The sequence below is a fragment of the Bacillus sp. CH140a_4T genome, from assembly GCF_008923725.1.
Lineage (GTDB): Bacteria > Bacillota > Bacilli > Bacillales > Bacillaceae_G > Bacillus_A.
The window spans coordinates 203,239-226,225 of record NZ_WBPF01000005.1 but is presented as its reverse complement, the minus strand read 5'-3'; the positions used below and the strand labels follow the sequence as shown (position 1 = coordinate 226,225).

24 protein-coding genes are annotated in these 22,987 nt (G+C 34.3%); 16 read left to right on the top strand and 8 right to left on the bottom strand.

Annotation, left to right across the window (positions count from 1 at the left end):
* Nucleotides 1–56: 56 nt before the first annotated feature.
* On the bottom strand, nt 57–1,718 hold the full coding sequence (locus F8162_RS02155; protein ID WP_151635291.1) for a sigma-54 interaction domain-containing protein: 1,662 nt from the start codon (nt 1,716–1,718) through the stop codon (nt 57–59).
* Nucleotides 1,719–1,899: 181 nt separating this feature from the next.
* Here F8162_RS02155 and F8162_RS02150 point away from each other — a divergent pair, with 181 nt between their 5' ends.
* From F8162_RS02150 to F8162_RS02120, 7 genes are all read left to right on the top strand, one after another.
* Nucleotides 1,900–3,075 (top strand): NAD(P)/FAD-dependent oxidoreductase, encoded by a 1,176-nt coding sequence (locus tag F8162_RS02150; RefSeq protein ID WP_151635293.1) that lies wholly within the window; start codon nt 1,900–1,902, stop codon nt 3,073–3,075.
* A complete protein-coding gene (locus F8162_RS02145; protein WP_151635295.1) occupies nt 3,072–4,109 on the top strand; it encodes a proline racemase family protein in 1,038 nt (345 codons plus the stop codon). The genes F8162_RS02150 and F8162_RS02145 overlap by 4 nt, the downstream gene beginning before the upstream one ends.
* On the top strand, nt 4,106–5,047 hold the full coding sequence (locus tag F8162_RS02140; RefSeq protein WP_151635296.1) for a proline racemase family protein: 942 nt from the start codon (nt 4,106–4,108) through the stop codon (nt 5,045–5,047). Before F8162_RS02145 ends, F8162_RS02140 begins: the two co-directional genes overlap by 4 nt.
* Before the next feature lies 1 nt (nt 5,048).
* On the top strand, nt 5,049–5,966 hold the full coding sequence (gene dapA / locus F8162_RS02135; protein WP_151635298.1) for a 4-hydroxy-tetrahydrodipicolinate synthase: 918 nt from the start codon (nt 5,049–5,051) through the stop codon (nt 5,964–5,966).
* Between the two features lie 18 nt (nt 5,967–5,984).
* Nucleotides 5,985–7,469, top strand: a complete 1,485-nt coding sequence (locus F8162_RS02130) for an aldehyde dehydrogenase family protein (protein WP_151635300.1) — start codon at nt 5,985–5,987, stop codon at nt 7,467–7,469.
* Nucleotides 7,470–7,599: 130 nt separating this feature from the next.
* On the top strand, nt 7,600–9,090 hold the full coding sequence (locus F8162_RS02125; protein WP_151635302.1) for an alanine/glycine:cation symporter family protein: 1,491 nt from the start codon (nt 7,600–7,602) through the stop codon (nt 9,088–9,090).
* A 102-nt stretch (nt 9,091–9,192) separates the two neighbouring features.
* Nucleotides 9,193–9,558 (top strand): carboxymuconolactone decarboxylase family protein, encoded by a 366-nt coding sequence (locus tag F8162_RS02120; protein WP_151635304.1) that lies wholly within the window; start codon nt 9,193–9,195, stop codon nt 9,556–9,558.
* Between the two features lie 145 nt (nt 9,559–9,703).
* Here the strand turns inward: F8162_RS02120 and F8162_RS02115 are convergent, their stop codons facing one another.
* Together F8162_RS02115 and F8162_RS02110 are read right to left on the bottom strand one after the other, a co-directional pair.
* Complete coding sequence (locus F8162_RS02115) at nt 9,704–10,000, bottom strand: hypothetical protein (protein WP_151635306.1); 297 nt, start codon at nt 9,998–10,000, stop codon at nt 9,704–9,706.
* Between the two features lie 61 nt (nt 10,001–10,061).
* The gene (locus F8162_RS02110) at nt 10,062–10,703 is read right to left on the bottom strand and encodes an HD domain-containing protein (RefSeq protein ID WP_151635308.1); all 642 of its coding nucleotides are present in this window, start codon (nt 10,701–10,703) and stop codon (nt 10,062–10,064) included.
* A 105-nt stretch (nt 10,704–10,808) separates the two neighbouring features.
* On the opposite strand from F8162_RS02110, the gene F8162_RS02105 reads away from it, so the two are divergent.
* From F8162_RS02105 to F8162_RS02090, 4 genes are all read left to right on the top strand, one after another.
* On the top strand, nt 10,809–11,312 hold the full coding sequence (locus F8162_RS02105; RefSeq protein WP_151635310.1) for a GNAT family N-acetyltransferase: 504 nt from the start codon (nt 10,809–10,811) through the stop codon (nt 11,310–11,312).
* A 224-nt stretch (nt 11,313–11,536) separates the two neighbouring features.
* Nucleotides 11,537–12,202 (top strand): lytic polysaccharide monooxygenase, encoded by a 666-nt coding sequence (locus tag F8162_RS02100; RefSeq protein WP_151635312.1) that lies wholly within the window; start codon nt 11,537–11,539, stop codon nt 12,200–12,202.
* Nucleotides 12,203–12,363: 161 nt separating this feature from the next.
* Nucleotides 12,364–13,293, top strand: coding sequence for a manganese-dependent inorganic pyrophosphatase (gene ppaC, locus F8162_RS02095; protein WP_151635314.1), 930 nt, complete (start codon nt 12,364–12,366; stop codon nt 13,291–13,293).
* A gap of 101 nt (nt 13,294–13,394) precedes the next feature.
* On the top strand, nt 13,395–15,041 hold the full coding sequence (locus F8162_RS02090; protein WP_151635316.1) for a M3 family oligoendopeptidase: 1,647 nt from the start codon (nt 13,395–13,397) through the stop codon (nt 15,039–15,041).
* A gap of 18 nt (nt 15,042–15,059) precedes the next feature.
* On the opposite strand, the gene F8162_RS02085 is transcribed toward F8162_RS02090, so the two are convergent.
* Nucleotides 15,060–15,257, bottom strand: coding sequence for a DUF4017 family protein (locus F8162_RS02085; protein ID WP_151635318.1), 198 nt, complete (start codon nt 15,255–15,257; stop codon nt 15,060–15,062).
* A 161-nt stretch (nt 15,258–15,418) separates the two neighbouring features.
* On the opposite strand from F8162_RS02085, the gene F8162_RS02080 reads away from it, so the two are divergent.
* The 3 genes from F8162_RS02080 to F8162_RS28620 all read left to right on the top strand — a co-directional run bounded on the left by F8162_RS02080 (nt 15,419) and on the right by F8162_RS28620 (nt 17,568).
* Complete coding sequence (locus F8162_RS02080; protein ID WP_151635320.1) at nt 15,419–16,624, top strand: peptide ABC transporter permease; 1,206 nt, start codon at nt 15,419–15,421, stop codon at nt 16,622–16,624.
* Between the two features lie 20 nt (nt 16,625–16,644).
* Entirely contained in the window at nt 16,645–17,094 is a 450-nt protein-coding gene (locus F8162_RS02075; protein WP_151635322.1) for a DUF6884 domain-containing protein, read from the top strand.
* A 306-nt stretch (nt 17,095–17,400) separates the two neighbouring features.
* Nucleotides 17,401–17,568, top strand: coding sequence for a hypothetical protein (locus tag F8162_RS28620; protein ID WP_192797593.1), 168 nt, complete (start codon nt 17,401–17,403; stop codon nt 17,566–17,568).
* Nucleotides 17,569–17,570: 2 nt separating this feature from the next.
* On the opposite strand, the gene F8162_RS02070 is transcribed toward F8162_RS28620, so the two are convergent.
* The 4 genes from F8162_RS02070 to F8162_RS28615 form a co-directional block, all read right to left on the bottom strand.
* Nucleotides 17,571–18,023, bottom strand: coding sequence for a hypothetical protein (locus tag F8162_RS02070; RefSeq protein ID WP_151635325.1), 453 nt, complete (start codon nt 18,021–18,023; stop codon nt 17,571–17,573).
* 138 nt (nt 18,024–18,161) lie between these two features.
* Entirely contained in the window at nt 18,162–18,518 is a 357-nt protein-coding gene (locus F8162_RS02065; protein WP_000606238.1) for a hypothetical protein, read from the bottom strand.
* Nucleotides 18,519–18,647: 129 nt separating this feature from the next.
* Entirely contained in the window at nt 18,648–19,271 is a 624-nt protein-coding gene (locus F8162_RS02060; RefSeq protein WP_151635327.1) for an acetylglutamate kinase, read from the bottom strand.
* Nucleotides 19,272–19,954: 683 nt separating this feature from the next.
* Nucleotides 19,955–20,116, bottom strand: a complete 162-nt coding sequence (locus tag F8162_RS28615) for a hypothetical protein (protein ID WP_192797592.1) — start codon at nt 20,114–20,116, stop codon at nt 19,955–19,957.
* A 229-nt stretch (nt 20,117–20,345) separates the two neighbouring features.
* Here F8162_RS28615 and recQ point away from each other — a divergent pair, with 229 nt between their 5' ends.
* Nucleotides 20,346–22,463, top strand: a complete 2,118-nt coding sequence (gene recQ / locus F8162_RS02055) for a DNA helicase RecQ (protein ID WP_151635329.1) — start codon at nt 20,346–20,348, stop codon at nt 22,461–22,463.
* 25 nt (nt 22,464–22,488) lie between these two features.
* Nucleotides 22,489–22,872 (top strand): gamma-glutamylcyclotransferase, encoded by a 384-nt coding sequence (locus F8162_RS02050; protein WP_151635331.1) that lies wholly within the window; start codon nt 22,489–22,491, stop codon nt 22,870–22,872.
* The last annotated feature ends 115 nt before the right edge of the window (nt 22,873–22,987 follow it).

Below are 22,987 nucleotides of genomic sequence, written 5' to 3'. Positions count from 1 at the left end.
TTCGGTTTGCACAAATTATTATGCAAAAACTATGCCAATATAGAGGAGAGAGACGGTTATTGTAATCCAAGCTTTTTTAAACGGTTATATAAAGTGGCTCTCGTTACACCGAGTTGTTTCGCGCACTCTAATTTATTTCCATTTAATATGCGTAAAGCCCTCTCAATGACTTTCTTCTCATGCTCATCCATCTCTTCTTGCAAAGAGAGAATCGTATGATTGTTGCTGAGTAATAGGGAATGTGCCGTAGGATTGTCTAACGTTTCGGTTGTATGAAATGGTAAATATTCTTGTTTTATAATACCGTCAGTCGCAAATACGACAAGTCTTTCAACAACGTTACGAAGCTCGCGAATATTGCCTGGCCAATTGTAATGAAGTAGCTCATGCATAATGCTGGAAGGTAAGTCACGAATTGGTCTGTTGTAATTGATTGAAAAATCGTTTAAGAAAGAATAGGTTAATTCAATAATATCCTCGCGTCGTTCTCGCAGTGGTGGAATATGCAAGCTAACTACATTTAGGCGATAGTATAAATCTTCTCGAAACGTGCCTTTTCTCATTTCCTCTTGTAAATCACGATTTGTAGCAGCGATAATGCGGAAATTAATATGAATTTCTTTTTCTCCACCAACACGGTAATATTTTCGTTCTTGTAGTACACGCAAAAGCTTGACTTGCATATCAAGCGGCATTTCTCCTATTTCATCAAGGAATAATGTACCGCCTTGCGCGAGCTCTATTTTACCTTTCTTACCTTTACTATTTGCACCAGAAAATGCCCCACGTTCATACCCGAATAATTCACTTTCAAATAAAGCTTCTGGAATGGCGCCGCAGTTAATTGAAATGAAAGGTGCCTTAGCTGCTTCGCTTGCTTCATGGATTGCTTTCGCGAATACTTCTTTTCCAACACCACTTTCTCCGAGTATTAAAACGGTTGATTTCACCGAGCAAACCTTTCTAGCTAATTGAATCGTTCTTTGTATTACAGGGCTCTTTCCATTCATCGCAAGGAAAGGGTCTGATTCATCTTTATATTTTGCGACCTCTTGTTCTAATCGGTGCATTTCATGTGACATATTAAATAGCTTTTCATTTAAAGCGACTTGATTTGTAACATCAGTTTCTGAAACGACAGCTCCGATAATTTCATCGTTACAATACACTGGATTTGAATTAATTAATACAAACAAATCTGGACGAGGCTGATGGAACTGAGCGATTATGCTTTTTCCGTCATGCAATGATTGTAAGATTTCTAAATCTTTATAGTCAAAAAAGCGAGTGATAGGTTGTCCAATAATTTCATTATGATTGACTGAAAAAATTTTTTCGGCGCCATCTGTCCAAGTTCGAACGCATTCTTTATCATCGATGACTGTAACGGAAGAATCAGTTGTTTGTATGACGGTGTTATAGAAAGATTGTAGTTCATTGTAAGACTTAACTAGAAACGGAATGATTTGCTGAGCCGTTATATAGCATATAGGCTCTTTATTTTCGTTCATTATGATAACGACTATTTTATTGGAGAATGCGTCAATTAAAGCGGTGAATGAGTCATTTTCATTTATTACTGCACAGTTATATTCTTCTGTAGTAGAAGGGCAGTAATAATACTTTTCGTTAACTTGCTCAATATATTGCATGCTGTTTGTATGATCAATGGATAAAGTTTTTAGAAATTCTTTTATTGTGGGAAATGGGAATGCCATATTGTCCTCCTATTATGTATAAAAATTTTGACAGTGATAAAAAAATAATACACCTATTTACGATAAATTTAAAATATTTTTACAAATAAAAATATTAGTTATAAAAAGTGTATATGTGTAGAGTTGGCACGTCAATTGCATAAAAGAAAGTGAGGGATTAAAAAGAAGGGAGAGGTGCTACGTGAGGCACTGTGACGTTTTAATAATAGGCGGTGGTATTATAGGATGTTCTATCGCTTATTACACATCAAAATATGGAAGAGACGTAACAATCATTGAAAAAGGAGAATTTGTCAGTGGGACGTCTTCACGGTGTGACGGAAATATTTTGGCTATTGATAAAGACCCAGGGTTTGATAGTCAAATGTCATTAGTAAGTCAAAAATTAGTAACTGATTTAAGTGAAGAGTTAGAGCACTCATTTGAATATAGGGCGCCAGGAAGTATTCTCGTATGTGAGTCGGATGAAGAGATTGAAGCAGCGCAGCAATGGGTAAATCGTCAAAAACAAGCTGGATTACCGTTTCGAATGCTTGATAGGCAAGATATAAGAGCAGAATCACAATTTTTCGCGGACGATTTATTAGGCGGGTTAGAATGCGCAACAGATTCAACTGTAAATCCATATCTTCTCGCTTTTTCACTTCTTGCAGAATCGAAGAAATTTGGTACGAAAGCATTTAATCATACGGAAGTAAAAGAAATGAAAAGAGGTATAGACGGTTCCTTTATTGTAGAAACGACAAATGGGACGTTTACTGCGAAGCAAGTGGTAAACGCAGCTGGTGTGTGGGCTCCGAAAATCGGAGAAATGTTGGATGTAAATATCCCAATTGAACCGAGAAAAGGGCATATTATTGTAGCTTCAAGGCAACAACACGTTGGTTGCCGTAAAGTAATGGAATTTGGTTATTTAATTTCTAAATTTGGCGGAAAACGAAAAGTGGATGCTTTAACTGAAAAATATGGGGTAGCTCTTGTATTTGAGCCGACAGAAAGCCAAAATTTTTTAATTGGTAGTAGTAGAGAGTTTGTAGGATTTCATACGAGGATAAATAACGAGGTTATTAAAAGTATTGCGAACAGAGCAATTCGCTTTTATCCGAAAATGGCGGATATGATGGTGATTCGTTCATACGCTGGATTACGCCCATGGACAGAAGATCATTTGCCAATTATTTCACGTGTGGAACATATCCCGAACTACTTTATAGCAGCAGGGCATGAAGGGGATGGCATTAGTCTTGCAGCAGTTACTGGGAAAGTGATTGAAGAGTTATTAAATGAAAAAGAAACAATCATTCCTATTGAACCACTTCGTTTGAGTCGTTTTACAGAAAGGGTGTTAAACGGATGAGGTCACAAAAAGTCTTTACGACCATTGATACACATACGGGCGGGAATCCAACGAGAACATTGATTAGCGGACTGCCTAAGTTAATTGGAGAGACGATGGCAGAGAAGATGTTACATATGAAAAAGGAGTATGACTGGATTCGCAAATTGTTAATGAACGAACCTCGTGGTCATGATGTAATGTCAGGAGCATTATTAACAGATCCATGTCATCCTGAAGCAGATATTGGTGTTATTTACATAGAAACAGGTGGATATTTACCGATGTGTGGTCACGATACAATTGGTGTATGTACAGCTTTAATTGAATCCGGTTTAATACCGGTAGTTGAACCAATTACTTCGTTAAAGTTAGACACGCCAGCTGGATTAGTTGAAGTGGATATCTTTGTTCAAGATGGAAAAGCGAAAGAAGTTTCTTTCTGTAACATACCGGCTTTTTTACTGAAACATATTACTGTACAAGTCGAAGGAATTGGAATTGTTGAAGCAGATATTGCGTATGGAGGAAATTTCTATGCCATTATTGATGCGAAGTCAGTAGGTTTAGAGTTAGTACCGGAAAATGCATCTACAATTATCGATAAGGCAATTCATATTAGAAATATCATAAATGAGAAATTTGAAATCATTCATCCGCAGCATTCGTTTATTAGAGGATTAACTCATGTTGAATTTTATACAGATCCTACTCATGAAAGCGCTCATGTAAAAAATACAGTTGTCGTACCGCCAGGAGGAATTGATCGTTCTCCATGTGGTACAGGAACATCAGCAAAGTTAGCTGTATTATACGCAAATCAAAAAATCGAGATGAATGAAGAGTTTATTCACGAGAGTATCGTTGGCTCTCTATTTAAAGGGTACGTCATAAATACGACAAATGTTGAAAACATTGAAGCTGTCGTAACAAAAATTACAGGTTCAGCTTGGCTTATGGGAATGCATAGATTTTTTTACAATGAAATGGATCCACTTAAAGAAGGCTTTTTGCTAATTCCGCCGATGGAACATGAAACGGAGGATGTAAAATGAACATTCAAAAAATGTATACAACAGTAGACGTACATGTAAATGGTGAAGCATTTCGTGTAATGAAAGATGTACCTTGTAAATACTACTACAGTTTAGATCAATTAAATGAACAATTTTCGGGTGAATTAGCAGAAGAAATGAAGCTTTTATTAAATGAACCGCGTGGTTTTATCGGTTTAAATGGATGTATTGTCGTTCCTTCTATTCATACGGAAGTCGATGCAGCTGTATTATTTTTTAATCATGAAGGATCTATTCCTCTTCATTATGGAGGTATTGTCGCAGTAATAACGATGTTACTAGAAAGTGGTTATTTAAAAAAGAGAGATACGAATCAATACAAAATCGAAACGTTATCTGGCATATTTTCAGTCTATGCGTATGTAGAGAATGATGAAGTTGTATCTGTTTCGTTTGAAAGTAAACTATGTTATATGATTGAGAAAAATTTACAAGTTGGTAATATAAGTTACTCTCTCATACAGGCAGATAAAGTATACGCAGTTGTAGAAAAAGGTGCGTATTCGCCAGAAATTCGTATTGAAAGCATTTCAGAATTGAAAAAATGGGGAGAAGCTACACTTCAAGCTATACAAAAACAGTCACTTATAAAAAGACTTATTTTAGTAGATTCTTCGCAAAAAGAAAAGAACCATATAAAGTCGATTACATTTCATGAAGATAACTTTATTGTACGTTCGCCGGGGTTTGTCTCCACTATTGTGTCTTTTGTTCATACATTATTTAAAAATGATTATATAGCGGATAAACCTTTTATAAATGAAAGTATATTTAATAGCTTTATAACAGTTGAAAAAGTGAAGAAGGAAGAAACGGGTTACATTTTCCGTTTTGAAAGTAGAGGATTTATTACAGGGATGCAGACGTTTCTATTAGACCCTACAGATCCGTTTCCGACAGGGTTTTTATTAAAATAAAATGGTAAAGGGAGAGATAAATATGAAAAAAATTAAAGGGGCATTTCCAGTATTAATCACACCGATGGATGAGTTGCAAGAAATTAATTGGAACGGTGTAAAACAAAACGTAAACTATTTTATTGAGCAAAAAGTAGCTGGCATTATTATTAATGGAAGTACAGGGGAGTTTGTTAGTTTATCAAAAGAAGAACGATTTAAAATGGTAGAAACAGTATTAAAAGAAGTTGATGGACGTATTCCAGTTATTGTTGGAACTGCAGCAGAGACGACGAAAGAAACGATTGAATATACGAAACACGCAGAAGCACATGGGGCAGATTGCGCATTAATTATTAACTCGTACTATTGTAAACCGAAAGAAGAGGAAATTTATTTTCATTTTAAAGAAATCTCAAACGCTGTAAATATACCAATTATGTTATACAATAATCCGTTTACATCCGGTGTTGATATGAGTACAGAGCTCATGCTACGTATTGGAAAAGAATGTGAAAATGTTACACATATTAAAGAATCTAGTGGAGATATTCGAAAAGCAAGAGATTTAGTAAGACAAGGCGAAGGTGCTTTTCAAGTATTCTGCGGATCTGAAGATTTAGTTATGGAATCATATTTAGTTGGTGCAACAGGGTGGGTTTCAGTAGCCGGAAATATCGTACCGGGACTTGTTACGAAAATGTATGAGCATTTCCAAAATGGTGAATTAGAAAAAGCTTGGGAAATTAACGATGCGATTTTACCACTTTGCGAGTTTCTGGAAGGATCAGGAAAGTATGTACAAATCGTTAAACGCTCCATGGAATTACACGGGCAAGCCGGGGGGCCTTCTCGTTATCCGAGACTTGGATTAACTGAAGAAGAAGATCAAAAACTTCAAATGCTTATTTCAAAAATCGCAGCTCATGCAGCTGTTTAACTAAGGAGGAGATCATATATGTTAAAGACAAATTTTGAGCTGAGGCCAAAAGTGAAAGCGTTTTTAAATGAAGAAATTCAAATGTTTATTAATGGTGAATGTGTTCCTTCCATTAGCGGGAAGACATTTGAGACATACAATCCAGCAACAGAAGATGTTCTAGCTGTCGTATGCGAAGCGCAAGAAGAGGATGTTGATACAGCAGTAAAAGCGGCAAGATCTGCATTTGAATCAGGACCTTGGGCAGAAATGACTACCGCTGAAAGAGCGCATCTTATTTATAAATTAGCAGACTTAATTGAAGAGCATGGAGAAGAATTAGCGCAATTAGAAGCATTGGATAACGGGAAACCATATCAAGTAGCACTAGATGATGATATTGCAGCAACTGTAGAAAATTATCGCTATTATGCGGGATGGGCTACAAAAATTATCGGACAAACAATTCCGATTTCAAAAGATTACTTAAATTACACAAGTCATGAGCCTGTTGGCGTTGTAGGTCAAATTATTCCTTGGAATTTCCCACTCGTTATGTCTTCTTGGAAAATGGGAGCTGCACTAGCAACAGGTTGTACGATCGTATTAAAACCGGCAGAACAAACGCCTTTATCATTATTATATACAGCGAAACTCTTTAAAGAAGCTGGTTTTCCAAACGGTGTTGTAAACTTTGTTCCAGGTTTTGGCCCTGTAGCAGGAGCTGCAATCGTAAACCATCATGATATTGATAAGGTAGCCTTCACAGGTTCAACTGTTACAGGGAAATATATTATGCGTCAATCTGCAGAAACAATTAAACATGTAACGTTAGAGCTTGGAGGTAAATCACCAAATATCATTTTAGAAGACGCTGATTTAGAAGAAGCGGTTAACGGCGCATTCCAAGGCATTATGTATAATCACGGCCAAAATTGTAGTGCCGGTTCTCGCGTGTTCGTTCACCGAAAACATTACGAAACAGTCGTAAATGAACTAGTGAAAATGTCGAATAACGTGAAACTTGGAGCAGGTATGGAGAAGGAAACAGAAATGGGTCCACTCGTATCTAAAAAACAACAAGAGCGTGTGCTACATTACATTGAACAAGGAAAAGCGGAAGGCGCTACTGTTGTTGCTGGTGGTGAACGTGCATTTGAAAAAGGTTATTTTGTACAGCCAACAGTATTCACAGATGTAACCGACGATATGACGATAGTTAAGGAAGAAATCTTCGGGCCAGTTGTCGTTGTACTTCCTTTTGATTCAACAGAAGAGGTAATCGAAAGAGCAAATCGTTCTTCATACGGGCTCGCAGCGGGCGTATGGACACAAAATATTAAAACCGGACATCAAGTTGCCAATAAATTAAAGGCAGGAACAGTATGGATAAATGATTATAATTTAGAAAATGCAGCTGCACCATTTGGTGGGTTTAAACAATCTGGTATCGGTCGTGAGTTAGGTTCCTATGCGCTTGATAACTATACAGAAGTGAAAAGTGTTTGGGTGAATATAAAGTAATAGAGAATCTAACTATTAATAAATAGAGTGATGAAATAATAAGAGATGCGGACAACTGGAAGATTTCATAATAGTTGTCCGTTTTCTTATATATAAAATAGCTTTCAAAAGAATGATAAGGGGGATTTGGATGGAGCAATTAGTAGAGTGGTTAGTAGGGCAAGTATGGAGTATTGGTTTAGTTGTTTTTGCATTAGGAGCAGGTGTGTATTTTACAATTGCAACTCGTTTTCTGCAAATTCGTTATTTTAAAGAGATGATTAAATTATTATTTGAAGGGAAGAGCTCGGAGACGGGAATTTCATCCTTTCAAGCATTTTGTTTAGCCTTATCAGGTAGGGTTGGAATAGGTAATATCGCAGGGGTCGCGACAGCTATTGCTTTTGGCGGGCCAGGAGCTGTGTTTTGGATGTGGGTAATGGCTCTTTTAGGAGCAGCTAGTGCATTTGTTGAATCAACATTATCTCAAGTATACAAAAGTAAAGTTGGGAATGAATACCGCGGTGGTACACCATATTTCATTGAAAAAGGCCTGAAAATGAAATGGTTTGCAGTCATTGTAGCGGTCGTTGTAACACTTTCATATGGCGTTTTATTACCAGGTATTCAATCTAGTAGTATCGCAGTTGGATTTGAAAACTCTAATGGTATTAGCAAATATATAACTGGTATATTGTTAGTCATATTATTAGCAGCGATCATTTTTGGTGGTGTAAAGAGAATTGCTGGCGTTTCGCAAATGCTTGTTCCATTTATGGCAATAGGTTATGTAATTGTTACATGTATCGTATTACTTGCGAATGTAACAGAAATTCCAAGCATGTTTGCTTTAATTTTCTCTAGTGCTTTTGGTATAAATGAAATGTTTGGCGGAATCGTCGGTGCAGCAATCGCATGGGGAGTAAAACGCGCTGTATTTTCAAATGTTGCTGGTGTTGGAGAAGCGACGTATAGCTCCGCTGCCGCTGAAGTATCCCATCCTGCAAAACAAGGGTTAGTGCAAGCGTTTTCTGTATATATCGATACAATTGTTGTATGTACAGCGACAGCTCTTATGATTTTAATAACAGGTATGTATAATGTTATACCTGAAGGAAAAAGCGCTATTGTAAAGAATATAGGGAATGTTGATGCTGGTCCAATCTATACACAACAAGCAGTTGAAACTGTTATGACAGGGTTTGGTCCATTATTCATTTCAATCGCAATCTTCTTCTTCGCATTTACAACATTACTCGCATACTACTATATCGCTGAGACGACACTTACTTATTTAGATCGTGATCTTAAACATAGATGGTTAAAACCAGTTTTAAAAATTGGATTTTTAATTATGGTTTACATCGGTAGCGTACAATCAGCTTCGCTTTTATGGAATCTTGGAGATTTAGGAATTGGTAGTATGGCATGGTTAAACTTAATCGCGATTCTACTATTAAGTAAAATCGCATTAAAAGTGTTAAAAGATTATGAAGCACAGAAAAAAGAAGGGAAAGATCCGGTATTTGATCCTAAAAATGTAGGAATTGAAAGTTTAACATTTTGGGAAGAAAGAAGTAAAGAGATTGAAAGGAAAAACTATAAAGAACAATCAGTAGTAGATGACAGCCTAAAATTGTAAATTAAATAAACTGAATATTCTTTTTATTTAAAGGGGTATATTGCCTTCTTTTCATCACATACTACAATAGGTACACATAATTGGAATGGGGGTAATAATAAGATGGAACAAGAACAACATAGTTCAGTAAATGACGTTCTACATCATTATAAAGAAGGTATCGGTAGTTTTACAAACCAAATTCCTGAAATTGCTGAAACATATAATGCATTCACGCAAGCTTGTTTTCAAGAGGGCACTTTAACAAAAAGGGAAAAACAACTTATCGCATTAGGAATTAGTCTAGCAACGCAAGATGAATATTGTACCGTTTATCATACAAAAGGTTGTCTTGATCAAGGATGCTCAGATAAAGAAATTCTGGAAGCGTGTGGGGTATCAGCAGCATTTGCTGGTGGAGCTGCAATGAGTCAAGCGGTAACTTTAGTACAGGAATGTTTAATAGAACTGAAAAATCAAAAGCATTGAATAGAAAAAACGTTTTAAACTTTATGTTTAAAACGTTTTTTTACGTGAGATTAAATTTGAGTATAAAAATTATCTGGTATGTGATGTAATAAAGTAAGAATTTTAAATTTAGTGGGAATGAGAAATCACAACTATTTATTTAGTTTTAAGATTTTCTAAAAAGTTTCAATTGTTTCATATAATCAATAGCGTTTGTTTTGTGCTTTTGTTTACATACATATTCGAATTCATTCTTATCTCTATAATAACTATTCATCATGTCTTCTGTAACAATTCCATCGGAAATAGCTTTTTTAATTGCGCAATGTGGTTCATTTGTGTGGGAGCAGTTAGAAAATTTACATCTCTTACATATCGCCTCGATATCTTCATATCCAAGATCAAAGTTATCCTCTTGATTTATTAAGTCAAAACCTATTTTGCTAATGGTTAATCCCTCCACTTTTCAAAGATTCCTTTAGAAGTACACATACAAATTCTATCGTTTTTAAGTTGTATGTAATTTAATATTCCATATTGTTATAAATCGATTTCTCTACGTCAGGAAGAACTCTATATATACTCTTACCGATTAAAGATTCTAATTCATTCTTAATTGTGTAGAAACCTTTCCAATGTAAAGAAGAATGAGGGGTTGTTCCATGTCGTAAACCAACAGAAACCAATCTTCTTTCAAGCGTAGTAAACCCATCCGCATCAGCGAGAGCGTCGCAAAGAGTAATTACTTTATTGTATAAGTCGTAGTCACTATTTTCATTTAATATTTCAATTAATCGGCTTTTCATATAATCAGGAACAAGGGCCCACTCCGCTGCTATATCTAAATGTTCATTTTTGCACGGGAATGAATGTGTCACGCAAATTATCGCGTTTCCTATATACCCTAAATCATTCATATACATATAACCATCATAGGAATGAATAACAGATTTAGTAAAACCTTTATACCTTCCTATATCATGTAGGAGAGCAGCAATATATGCTATGTCAGCATTTAAGTCATACCCATTATTAATAAGTTCTACAACTATCTTTTCAGTTGCAAGGGCAACATTACATGAATGTTCGAACCACGGACCTGGGTTTTGTTCATATGCCCACTCGAGTAATTCTCTTGCGTATGCCCTATCTAATATATATTTCATATAGATATCCTTTCTTTAAAAAATTGTACCTTAAATTATTTCATCTTAGTAACCTGTTATTCCTTCCTTAAAACTTGGTACAATGAAACAAAAGGGGGATTAGTAATGCAAAATGTAGTAATTGAAGAGATTAAGCAAATAAAAGATGATGTGGAGGAGCTTTCTACACTTTTGAAAACGGTTGTAGATGAGGGGGCGTCAATTGGTTTTTTACCTCCACTGGAACAAAAAGAATCAGCGAAGTATTGGGAAACTGTATTAGCACCAGAAGTGATCTTGTATGTTGCTAAAATAAATAATGAAGTGGTAGGGAGTATTCAATTACATTTAGTTACAAAGCCTAATGGGATTCATAGAGCTGAAATTTGTAAATTAATGACTCATCCAAACTTTAGACGTAATGGGATTGGACGTTTACTTATGCAAAAAGCAGAGGAGCGAGCAAAACAAGAAAAAAGGTCCCTTTTAGTGCTAGATACGAGAGAAGGAGACCCTTCCAATAGATTATATAAATCATTAAACTATCAAGAAGCCGGAAAAATACCAGAATACGCAATATCTCCAAATAGTAATTTAGATGCCACAGTAATTTATTATAAAGTTTTATAAGTTACGATTAAAAAACTATTATGCTCAAAATAATAAACCACGATTTTTAACACCGTCTATATTTATCTAGCGGTGTTATTTGAATTTGTTTAATGGACGAAATGAATTTGAGAAAGTTTTTAGAGGGTTCTTTTCGTTATGCTCCTCGACTTATAATGGATGTAGAGAAGATGACTAGCCAACTATAGTTATTTTCGCTTTATTATGAGAAAGGGGATGACGTGATGAAAACGAAAGGTTTACAGAAGGTGAAGAAAGTTATATTAAGTGGTGGCATATTACTTACGGGATTATTAACTTTCGGTTTTTCAGAAAAAGCTTCAGCTCATGGATATGTTGAATCACCAGCAAGCCGTTCTTATTTATGTAAGCAAGGGGTAAATGTAAATTGCGGACCAATTCAATACGAGCCGCAAAGTGTAGAAGGAATAGGTGGATTCCCGCAATTAGGACCTTCTGATGGACAAATTGCAGGAGCTGGCCATTTTCCTACTTTAGACGTTCAAACAGTAGATAGGTGGAAGAAAGTTACGTTAAACGGCGGGACGAATACATTTAAGTGGAAACTAACCGCACCTCATAGTACGAAAGAATGGAAATACTATATTACGAAAAAAGATTGGAACCCAAATAAGCCTTTAACAAGATCTGATTTAGATTTAGTGCCATTCTATGTGAAAAATGATGGAGGGGCTAGACCAGGAACTTCAGTAACACATGAAGCGAATGTACCTACTGATAGAAATGGATATCACCTTATTTTAGCTGTATGGGAAATTGCAGATACTGGGAATGCATTTTATCAAGTGATAGATGTTAACCTTGTAAATAATGGTTTGGCATCGAATTTCGAGCTAAATCATGTAGTGCAAGTTCCTACACTATTTTAAATAAAATATACATTTTGATCATCTAATTCATTTTAGATGATCTTTTTTACGAAAAACGATGAAAAATATAGAAGAAAGTGCAATTATTTATAAAAAAATGGGCTTTAAATATTGTCATATTTGCTTCTTTAAGATATCCTTTTCATGAAGAGGTGGAAAACATGGAAAAAGTACTAGTTTTCGGGCATAAAAACCCAGATACAGATGCAATTTGTTCTGCAATTGCTTATGCAGAATTGAAAAAAGAATTAGGAATGAATGCTGAGCCTGTACGTTTAGGCGAAATCAGTGGTGAAACTCAATTTGCGTTAGACTATTTTAAAGTAGAAGGACCGCGTTTTGTTGAGACAGTTGCAAGCGAAGTGGACAACGTAATTTTAGTTGATCATAACGAGCGTCAACAAAGTGCTAACGATATCGAATCTGTTCGTGTGTTAGAAGTTATTGACCATCACCGTATTGCTAACTTTGAAACAAGTGATCCTATTTACTACCGTTGTGAGCCAGTTGGTTGTACAGCTACAATCTTAAACAAAATGTACAAAGAAAACGGCGTTACAATTCGTAAAGAAGTTGCAGGTTTAATGTTATCTGCAATCATTTCAGATTCTTTACTATTCAAATCTCCAACTTGCACAGAGCAAGACGTAGCGGCAGCTCGTGAATTAGCGGAAATCGCTGGTGTAGATGCTGATAGCTACGGCTTAGATATGTTAAAAGCTGGTGCTGACTTAAGCGGAAAAACAATGGAGCAATTAATCTCTCTTGATGCTAAAGAATTCCAAATGGGTAATGCGAAAGTTGAAATCGCACAAGTAAACGCTGTTGATACAAACGACGTTCTTGTACACCAAGCGGAACTTGAAAAAGTTATCTCTGCAGTAGTAGAAGAAAAAGGTTTAGACCTATTCTTATTCGTTGTAACTGATATCTTAACTAACGATTCTGTCGGTCTTGCGATCGGTAAAGCAGCAAACGTTGTTGAGAAAGCATACAACGTTTCTCTAGAAAACAACACTGCTACTTTAAAAGGTGTTGTATCTCGTAAAAAACAAATCGTACCAGTATTAACAGAAGCATTCCAAGCTTAATTTTATTGCGTACAGATAAACAGTAAGGACAAGTAGTCGGATTGGCTACTTGTCCTTTTTCATCTATAAAAAACAGAAAATTAAAAACAGGAGGGTTGTGTATGTTTAATGATCTTGAGAGTAAATTACAGTTACTTTTAGAGCGAAATATTGCTTCTGTTTCAGAGTTAGAGCGTTGGCTTTTGGAGGAACTGCGTGTAAACGCTGAGGTAGAAGAGGAGATAACAAGTAGTTTAATCGCCATGTATAGAGATACAAATGACAGAAATATACGTGATTTACATATGTATAATCAAAATACAATTCAACCTCTTTTAAAAAGATACAATGCAAAATTTGACCAGAAATTTAGAGAGTGTATATTTTCTAATTTATTAGATGAGCAGAAATATGGATTTATGAAAAAAGAAAGATTTGTGAAGAGTAAAATGTTTAATGAAAAAAACATTGCTCTTTCCATTAAAGAGCAAGAGCTAATTACGAAATATAGAGAAATAATGTCAAACATATCTATAAATTGGGAAGGAGAGCAAAAGACGTATGCATTTGTAAAAGCAAAGTTAGATAACCCTAATAGAGCTATTCGTGAAAAAGCTTGGTACGCTTTATGTGAAGCAAGAAGTGTAGTGAAAATGGAAATAGATTGTATTATGAATGAGCTCGTACAATTACGGAATGAGATTGCTTTAAATGCAGGATTTAATAATTATAGTGAATATGCTTTTCAACAAAAAAATAGAGATTACAGTATTGAAGATTGCTATAAGCTTCATGAATCTATAGAAAAGTATGTTGTACCAATCTGGGAGCAGTTAGGAAGTCTTTCTAAAAAGAATCTCGGTGTAAAAACGTATCGACCTTGGGATCTTACTCCATGTAATTTACCAAAAGCCCCTTTCCAAAATGTCGTTGATTTATTGGATGGGGTGGAAGAAATGTTTCGGAAGACAGATTTATATTTTCATGAGAAATTTATTCATATAAGGAAAGAAGGATTCAATGACGTAGAAGAACGTGAAAATAAAGCGCCAGGAGCAGCTTGTTTTACCTTGCCTCATAGTAAAGAGGTTTATGTGTATTCTAATTTTAGTCCATCATTTTATGCCATTAATGCACTCATACATGAAGTGGGACATGCATTTCATTTTTATAAACAATTTAACAATGATAGTAGTATGCAGGAAAGGTATCTTCGTGAAGAGGTGGCTGAGCTTTATTCCCTTAGTCTTGAGTTACTAGTAATGGATAAGCTTACTATTTTTTATAAGCAAGAGGATGAATATAAAGAAGTACAGCGCGTACAATTGTATCGTGCTTTGTCTTTATTAATGTCGTCAATTGCAGGAGATGTATTTCAGCACTGGATCTATGCAAATCCAAATCATACATCAGTAGAACGTGATAAGAAATACGCTGAAATATGCAAAAGGTATCAATATTCATCAGTAGATATTGTCGGATTAGAAGATGAAATTAGTTCAAGTTGGTTAGAATCATTTCATTTTATTCAGTTTCCTTTTTATAAAATTGAATATGCAATTGCACAAATAGGAGCAATGCAGTTGTTTCAAATTTATCGAGAAGACCCAGAAAAAGCGATTGCTTTCTTTAAAGAGGGAGCGAGTGCAGATTGGAATTTACCTATACAAGTAATATATGAAAAAACGGGTGTCACGTTTGATTTTTCGGAAAAAAGGATAGAAAGTACTGTAAGTGTAATTTTGGATCTGTTAAATGAATTAAAATAAGGATAGCATTTGCTATCCTTATAACAGTTTGTTCGTAGATTTTTTCTTGTTTATATAAAATGTAATAATAACTGTAATGAGAAAAATTGGTATAGCATAAGCTTGCCCAACAAACAACTTCCAGCCAACATGATTATAGCCTGGAGATGCTGGAGCAAACATAGCGATTATGCAAACAATAATATAGAGTACTAGTGCAGGGATTATATTTTTCATTTGTTCACCCTCTTTTCATAAAATTAGCACATGTATATTTATATAATACATTATAATTTGAGGAAAGATATATGTTTTTCTAACATTTATGTAAATAAAAGGGTTATTTTTAAGTGGAATAGAATAGGTGTATGTAGAATGATATAGGGGTGTTACATATAATGAACAATATATTAAATCGAATAAAGAAAGATGTAAATATAGAATTATTGAATACGCTATGGCCAGGTTTCAATAGGACTGCATTTGCATTATATAATGATGAGCATGTGTATGTATTTCATCATCCATTATTTTTGAAAGATGATGGTGAGTATGCCGTTTTAAAGCGGGATGAACAATTTAAGGCTGATACATTTATCCTATTAAAAGATTATCCGACTGCCATCGTGAATATGAATAGGCATAGAGATTATGAAAGTTTACTTGCAGTTGTGGTGCATGAACTTTTTCATTGCTATCAATATTTGAATAAAGAAAGTAGATTTCCAAATGAATCTTTAGGATTTCAATATACTATAACAGAAGAAAATATAGAATTGCGAAATAAAGAACGAATTTGTTTATATAATGCTGTGCACTGTAAGTCACAAGCTGAGAAAAATAATTATATTAAGCAATTTATCGAATTAAGAGAACAAAGAGCTCGTTTTATAAAAGAAGAGTTTATAACTTATGAGTGTATGGTTGAAAGTATAGAGGGACCTGCTTGGTATGTTGAAATGAACGCCCACATTGCAGTATGTAAAAATAATGAAAGTGAAATATTACAAAAATATAGCGGACTTATTTTAGATACATATGATGCTAATTGTAACATTAGGAGGAGCTGCTATAGCTCAGGAATGCTTTTATGTTTATTATTAGATGAAATCCATCTTGAATGGAGAACGAACTTCTTTAATAGTGATAAATCGTTATATGCTTTTTTAAAACAAAATATTAATGTTGTTTTAAGTTTAAATAATGAATTTGTAATAAGCAAAGAAACGAAGCAAATCATTCATTTTGTTCAAAACGAAAGAGACGGGGATTTTAAACAATTTTATAAGGAAAAAGGATATCATTTGTATATTGTAGGCAATATACAATTAAATTCGTTTAATCCAATGAATGTAAAATTAAACAAAAATAAAGCGTTACATAAAAACTTTTTAAGTGTATGTATACATAATAAAACATATATGATAAATCAACCTGTTTTAGCATCTTTTGAAGAAAATTTTAAAAATATGACACAAGTTCATATTATAATGAATGAAAAGCCAATAGAAACAAATAATGGTTGGAACGTAGTGGGTGTTGGTGATATAGAAGCTGAGTATGAAGAAGAAGAGGATTCTATATTTTTATATTTAAAAAGTTAGAAGTGAGGTAAGAAATAAAGATGAAAAGGTTATGCATAATTCCATGCGGAAAAAAGAAAATTTGGGATAAGTATCCAGATTATGGGCCGATGGAGGCAAAAGATGTATATATTAGCCCGTTTGGAAAAGCATGTCAGGCGTATGCAACTATGTTTTTTGAGAATTGGGTTATATTATCAGCGAAGCATGGATTTTTAAGACCAAATGATATTGTACTAGAAAACTATGATCTTGCCTTTGATTCAAAGAGCGATGAAATTATTAGTATGGAACAATTAAATCGACAGATGATTGAAAAAGATTTGCTTCAGTTTGATGAAATTGTTTTACTTGCAGGCAAGAAGCATAAGAAAGTAGTGACACAATTATATCCAGGAGAAATCATTACGTACCCGTTAGCGGGGTGTAAAGGAATTGGGTATATGTTGCAGAGATTAAAAGGGGCTGTGGGGGAAGGGAAGGAACTATAGTCAACTTTTTGTTTGAGTTTTTCAGTTATATATATTGTGAGCGAGAAGATAGAAAATACATATAAATTTAAGGCCTAAATATTGGGCTTTTTTCTTTGGAGTAATCCCTTTAAATATATTAGGTACAACTAATAGAAAAGTATAACATTTATAATTATACTTATACTTTTAAAAACTAGAATATAGACTAATAAACAAACCTCTTTCTGCTTTTCATCATAGAATATGATGAATTCTATTTAGGAGGATGCATATTTACGGGGAATCATTGTAATTGCAGGCGTTCATTTTGGGACGATTTAATGTTTGGAAGATGTGGTTGTAAATGTAGGGATTATCACGAATGTCGTTGCAAAGAGAAACCAAAATGCGATTGTGAAAAATGTAATTGTAAAGAGAAACCGAAATGCCATTGTAAACATGAAGGGTATTAATAATAAAAAAGAGTACGTTACGTACTCTTTAATTTTATAAGATTAAATTCCATTTTGAACAGATTTTTTTACAATTTCCCACGTGTCTTGTTTTTTAATCTGTATAGCTACATTAGTTCCGGTAGACTCCGTATAAAAGATATATCCATTATTTTCATCCACATATGTCAATGGTTCACCTATGCAATCTCGCGAACAAGATGTATTAATTAACTCGATTAATGATAGTTCGCTCGGATCGGTTTTACTTGTATCTATAATAGTATCTATGTCTGTTTTACGATAACCTTGTAAATTCACATGGAAATTCTGTTCAATTTCACCTGTAATACTAGTATTCATTACTTCAACAGAATGTTTCTTTTCTTGAAGAAATCCGTTCTCATAAAGTAATTTTGTATATCCAAGCCATCCAATTAAAACTAGCATAATAAACATACTAAATATTTTAAGTGTTCGAAGCCGTTTACTAACAATCGTTTCTGAGTATTTCATTCATTTTAATCCTCCATTGTTTTTAATTTAAAGTATGCCTAGATACATACTTTTAGAAGATGGATAGAACTTAACGAATTCTGGATTCAAAAAAGAAAGCATCCGAAGTTAGATGCTTCCATTTTTGTGTATTTTTCACTATCTGTTCGTTACTTGTTTCATAAGTGGTCTAATTTCTTTAACGGGTGGTTTTTTATCATAGGCATCAACGTAAGAGAAATAGTAATTTAAGTTTCTGAGCAGACCTTTTCCTATTTTAGCGCTCAAGAACGGAAATACTTGTCCAGTATAATCATCGAGAGATTTACAATAATATTTTTCATCTAGATAAATACTGTATTTACATGTTAGTTCTACTAATGAGTTTCCTTCATCATCAATTACTTCCTTAGAATCAATAATGTCTATTAATGCGAATTTTTCATTTAGATAAACTTTCTTCTTTTTCTCGTGTTTATTTGTGAGTATAAATACGAGACCAATGGCGTTAATCAAAAGATTTCCTCCTATAAAAAACGGATATTAATAAAATATATCGATATACGTTAAATGTAAAGAGGAGAGGTGAAATTTCATTGATACAAAGTTTAATAAGCCGATTTGTTTTTTCAAATCGGCTTATTATTATTGAAACACTTGCGGGAATTGTTTTACGATTGCGTTTGTTATCATGTCGGACATTTCTAATGCTTCTTTTTCAATTTTATCGTATAGTTTTACGCTTGCTTCAAAATCTTTATTTAGGAAGGCCAGCGCTTCTGCTTTTGTTAATGCTAAATGTTCATAAAACATTTTTCTAAATTCTTCTTTTTCTATATAGGGGTTGATGCTAGTAAGAAATGCCACAATTTCATCACCGTTAGCGTACCATTTTTTCTCTATAGCAGCAGCTGCATTTTGATCACCTGCTTTAGCGGCTTTAACAAGATCCGCAGCAATGACTAAGTGGTCTTTAATTAGTGCACTATATTTTTTTACAGCCTCCTCACCATAGAATGGTTCAAGTGATAGTCCCATATGTGTTGCATTTTGAAGAAGCCGCCCAACTGTAACGTTAACGTCTGGTAAATTAAAGACAATACATATAATAGCTAATCTCGTCCAAGCAACATGTTGTTCCCATAAAGAACGCATATAACCTTTTAAAAAGTTCTCGTTTTTACTAATTCGGTAATTACGTACAGATGTATCAAAGTGTACATAAGGGTTATGATAGGGGGAGTAATACGATTGCCAATAAGAATACATAAACGGTAACACTCCTTTGAACATGTATAACTCAAAGTATGTTGGGAATTTATTTTTAGTTACGTGTCCTAGATTAATTTCAGAAATTGATGTGGAAGATGATGAAGAATTTCATTGTGGTATATATAAATAAAGTGAATATAAAGTAAAAGAGGCTCTGCAAGGGAAGTTGCAGAGCCTCAAAAGGGTATTGCCGAGATGTCGGACTCGACTAAATAATGTTATCATAAAATTCTATTAAAAAAACCTGGTAAATGTGTCCAATTGGAAGTGCATCTTTAATAAAGTAAAAGGGATCCGCTTCCCGCAGCAGATCCCTTTTACTAGATAATGTTGATGAGCAAAAACTCATCTGGAGTACTTTTATAGTAACAAATGAAAATCATTTTGTGTATTGAGAAAAAAAGAATTGGATACTGAAATGTTAAGAATTTATATGTTATCTTTTGTGATTTTCACCATTTGTTGTAAGTGGAGGATGGTTATAAAATGGAGAAAAGATTTACAAATACATCTAAAACTGTACTGAAATATACAATAATCAAAAAAGACCTGCTTTTATAAGCAGGTCAACTTAAGGGGTTTATCCAACAGAATATTTCATATGATATCAATTGTATTGTAGTAAGTCTATAAGGTTTATATTGAGAAAATTATTATGAATGATATATTTGGCACACGTATTAGCGTTTAAAAAGTTGAGAAAGAAAATGAAAAAGTTTTCTATAAGAAAATAATGGCTGGTATTTATAATATGATTCATATTTCCACGCATCATTATTCGAGAATTGGAGTGGATTCGGTACTGTTTTCTGCTTGATGGAACTAATATTCTGCTGCTTCATATAGTAACCTCCTGAATTCATATGTATAAGATTAGTAGTATTCAAGGAGATTGAATAAAATGTGTATTTATTTTGAAATTCGTTTTAATGGCTATCAACTTTTAAAACGTAAAGAAGCATAAAATAATGAAAAAGCAAGCTGTTAGTCATGTAATGATTACTTTCAAGTCACATAAGTGATGATATAATAGTAGTAAATGAAAGATAAAGAAAAGCAGGTGACTCTTTTTTGTTTACAAAAGCACAAGAACTTTTAGCGTCTTACTTCGGTTATTCGTCATTCCGAAGAGGACAAGATGAAACAATTAAAAATGTATTAGATGGGAAAGATACAGTTTGTATTATGCCTACGGGCGGTGGTAAGTCAATTTGTTATCAAATTCCCGCATTAGTATTCGAAGGAACGACGTTAGTTATATCGCCATTAATATCACTTATGAAAGACCAAGTGGATACATTAGTACAAAACGGTATTTCAGCTACTTATATTAATAGTTCTATTTCTATTACAGAAGCGAATCAACGAATCCAATTAGCGAAACAAGGCCATTATAAGTTACTTTATGTAGCACCCGAGCGGCTTGATTCAATGGAGTTTGTTGACCAACTTATCGATATGAAAATCCCGATGATTGCAATTGATGAGGCGCACTGTATTTCGCAGTGGGGACATGATTTCCGTCCGAGTTATTTACATATACACCACATATTAGATTATCTTCCAGAGAAGCCGCTCGTATTAGCATTAACTGCTACGGCTACGCCACAAGTTCGTGATGATATTTGCAACACACTTGGAATTAATCAAGAGAACACGATTATGACAACGTTTGAGCGCGAGAACTTATCATTTTCGGTTATTAAAGGACAAGATCGTCATGCATATTTAGCGGATTATATTCGTCAAAATCAAAAGGAATCTGGGATTATATATGCGGCTACTAGAAAAGTAGTTGATCAATTGTATGAGGATTTAATGAAAGCAGGAGTTTCTGTATCAAAATACCATGCAGGTATGAGTGATAACGATCGAAATGAGCAGCAAGAACTCTTTTTACGTGATGAAGTGAGTGTAATGGTAGCGACATCTGCATTCGGGATGGGGATTGATAAATCAAATATTCGTTACGTTATCCATTATCAACTGCCAAAAAACATGGAAAGTTATTACCAAGAAGCAGGACGTGCTGGACGTGACGGATTAGATAGTGCGTGTATATTGCTATATTCTTCTCAAGATGTGCAAGTACAGCGTTTTTTAATTGATCAATCGACAGGAGAATCTCGTTTTTCAAATGAACTTGAAAAACTGCAAAATATGACTGACTACTGTCATACAGAACAATGTTTACAATCATTTATTTTGCAATACTTTGGAGAAGAGCCGAAAGAAGATTGCGGCCGCTGCGGTAATTGTACGGACGACCGCGAAAGTATCGATGTGACGAGAGAATCACAAATGGTTCTATCTTGTATGATTAGGACGAACCAACGATTTGGAAAACAAATGATTGCACAAGTTTTAACTGGTTCGAAAAATAAGAAAGTTATTGAATTTAATTTTCATACTTTACCAACATACGGTTTACTATCAAATCGTAGCGTAAAAGAAGTTAGTGAATTTATTGAGTTTTTAATTTCGGATGAGTTAATCGCAGTTGAGCATGGTACGTATCCGACATTAAAAGTAACAGAAAAAGGGAAAGAAGTGTTACTAGGTAAAGAGAATGTTTTACGTAAAGAACGAGTAGAGACGAGACAAATTGTTCAAGATCATCCTTTATTTGAAATACTTCGCGAAGTACGTAAAGAAATTGCGCAAGGAGAAGGTGTACCTCCATTCGTTATTTTCTCTGATCAAACGTTGAAAGATATGTGTGCGAAAATGCCGCAAAGTGACTCTGAACTTTTAACTGTAAAAGGGATTGGCGAACATAAACTTGTGAAGTATGGTTCTCAATTCTTACAAGCAGTTCAGCACTTTATTGAGGAAAACCCAAACTATGCTGAAACAGTTAAGACAGAAGTCGTGACAGAGCGGAAAAAGTCAGGGAAAGCTTCAGCAAATTCTCATTTGGAAACGTATGAAATGTATAAACAAGGCATAGATCTAGATGAAATTGCGAAAGAACGTGGCTTATCAAGACAAACGATTGAAAATCATTTAATTCGTTGTTTTGAAGATGGAATGGAAGTAGATTGGAACAGTTTTGTTCCTTCAGAATATGAATCATTGATTGAAACTGCCGTGCAAAATGCAGAGGGTGGATTGAAATCGATTAAGGAACAACTTCCAAATGAAGTGAGTTACTTTATGATTCGTGCTTATTTACAAATTAGAAAGTAGAGACATATAAAGGGGATAGGGATATATGTATCACGTTTTCGTGTATGGCACGTTAAGAAAAGAGCAAGCGAATGCTCATTTTATACAAGGTGCAATATGCATCGCAGACGAAGCATGGACGTATGGCAAATTATTTGATACAAACGAAGGGTATCCGGCGATGATTTGTTCAAATGAAGACAAAGTATATGGAGAAGTTTACGAAGTAAATGATGATGTTCTGCAAAAATTAGATGAACTGGAAGAATACACAGGTAATGCAGAGAGTGACTTATATGACCGAATTACCGAAACGATTTATTTAAGCGATAGGGAAATACGTGCATTTGTGTATGTCGCTCAAGATAAAAAAATGCTAAAGAAAGTTATCATTTCTGGTGATTGGGTGAAGTATCAACAAGGACAATAAAGGCAGCCATAGAAACAGATAGTGGGAACATCCATTATCTGTTTTTTTGTTTTAGTACTTTAAAAATTCTTATTATTTAGATAAAATGTAAATATAGGGAAATTAAAAGGAGGAT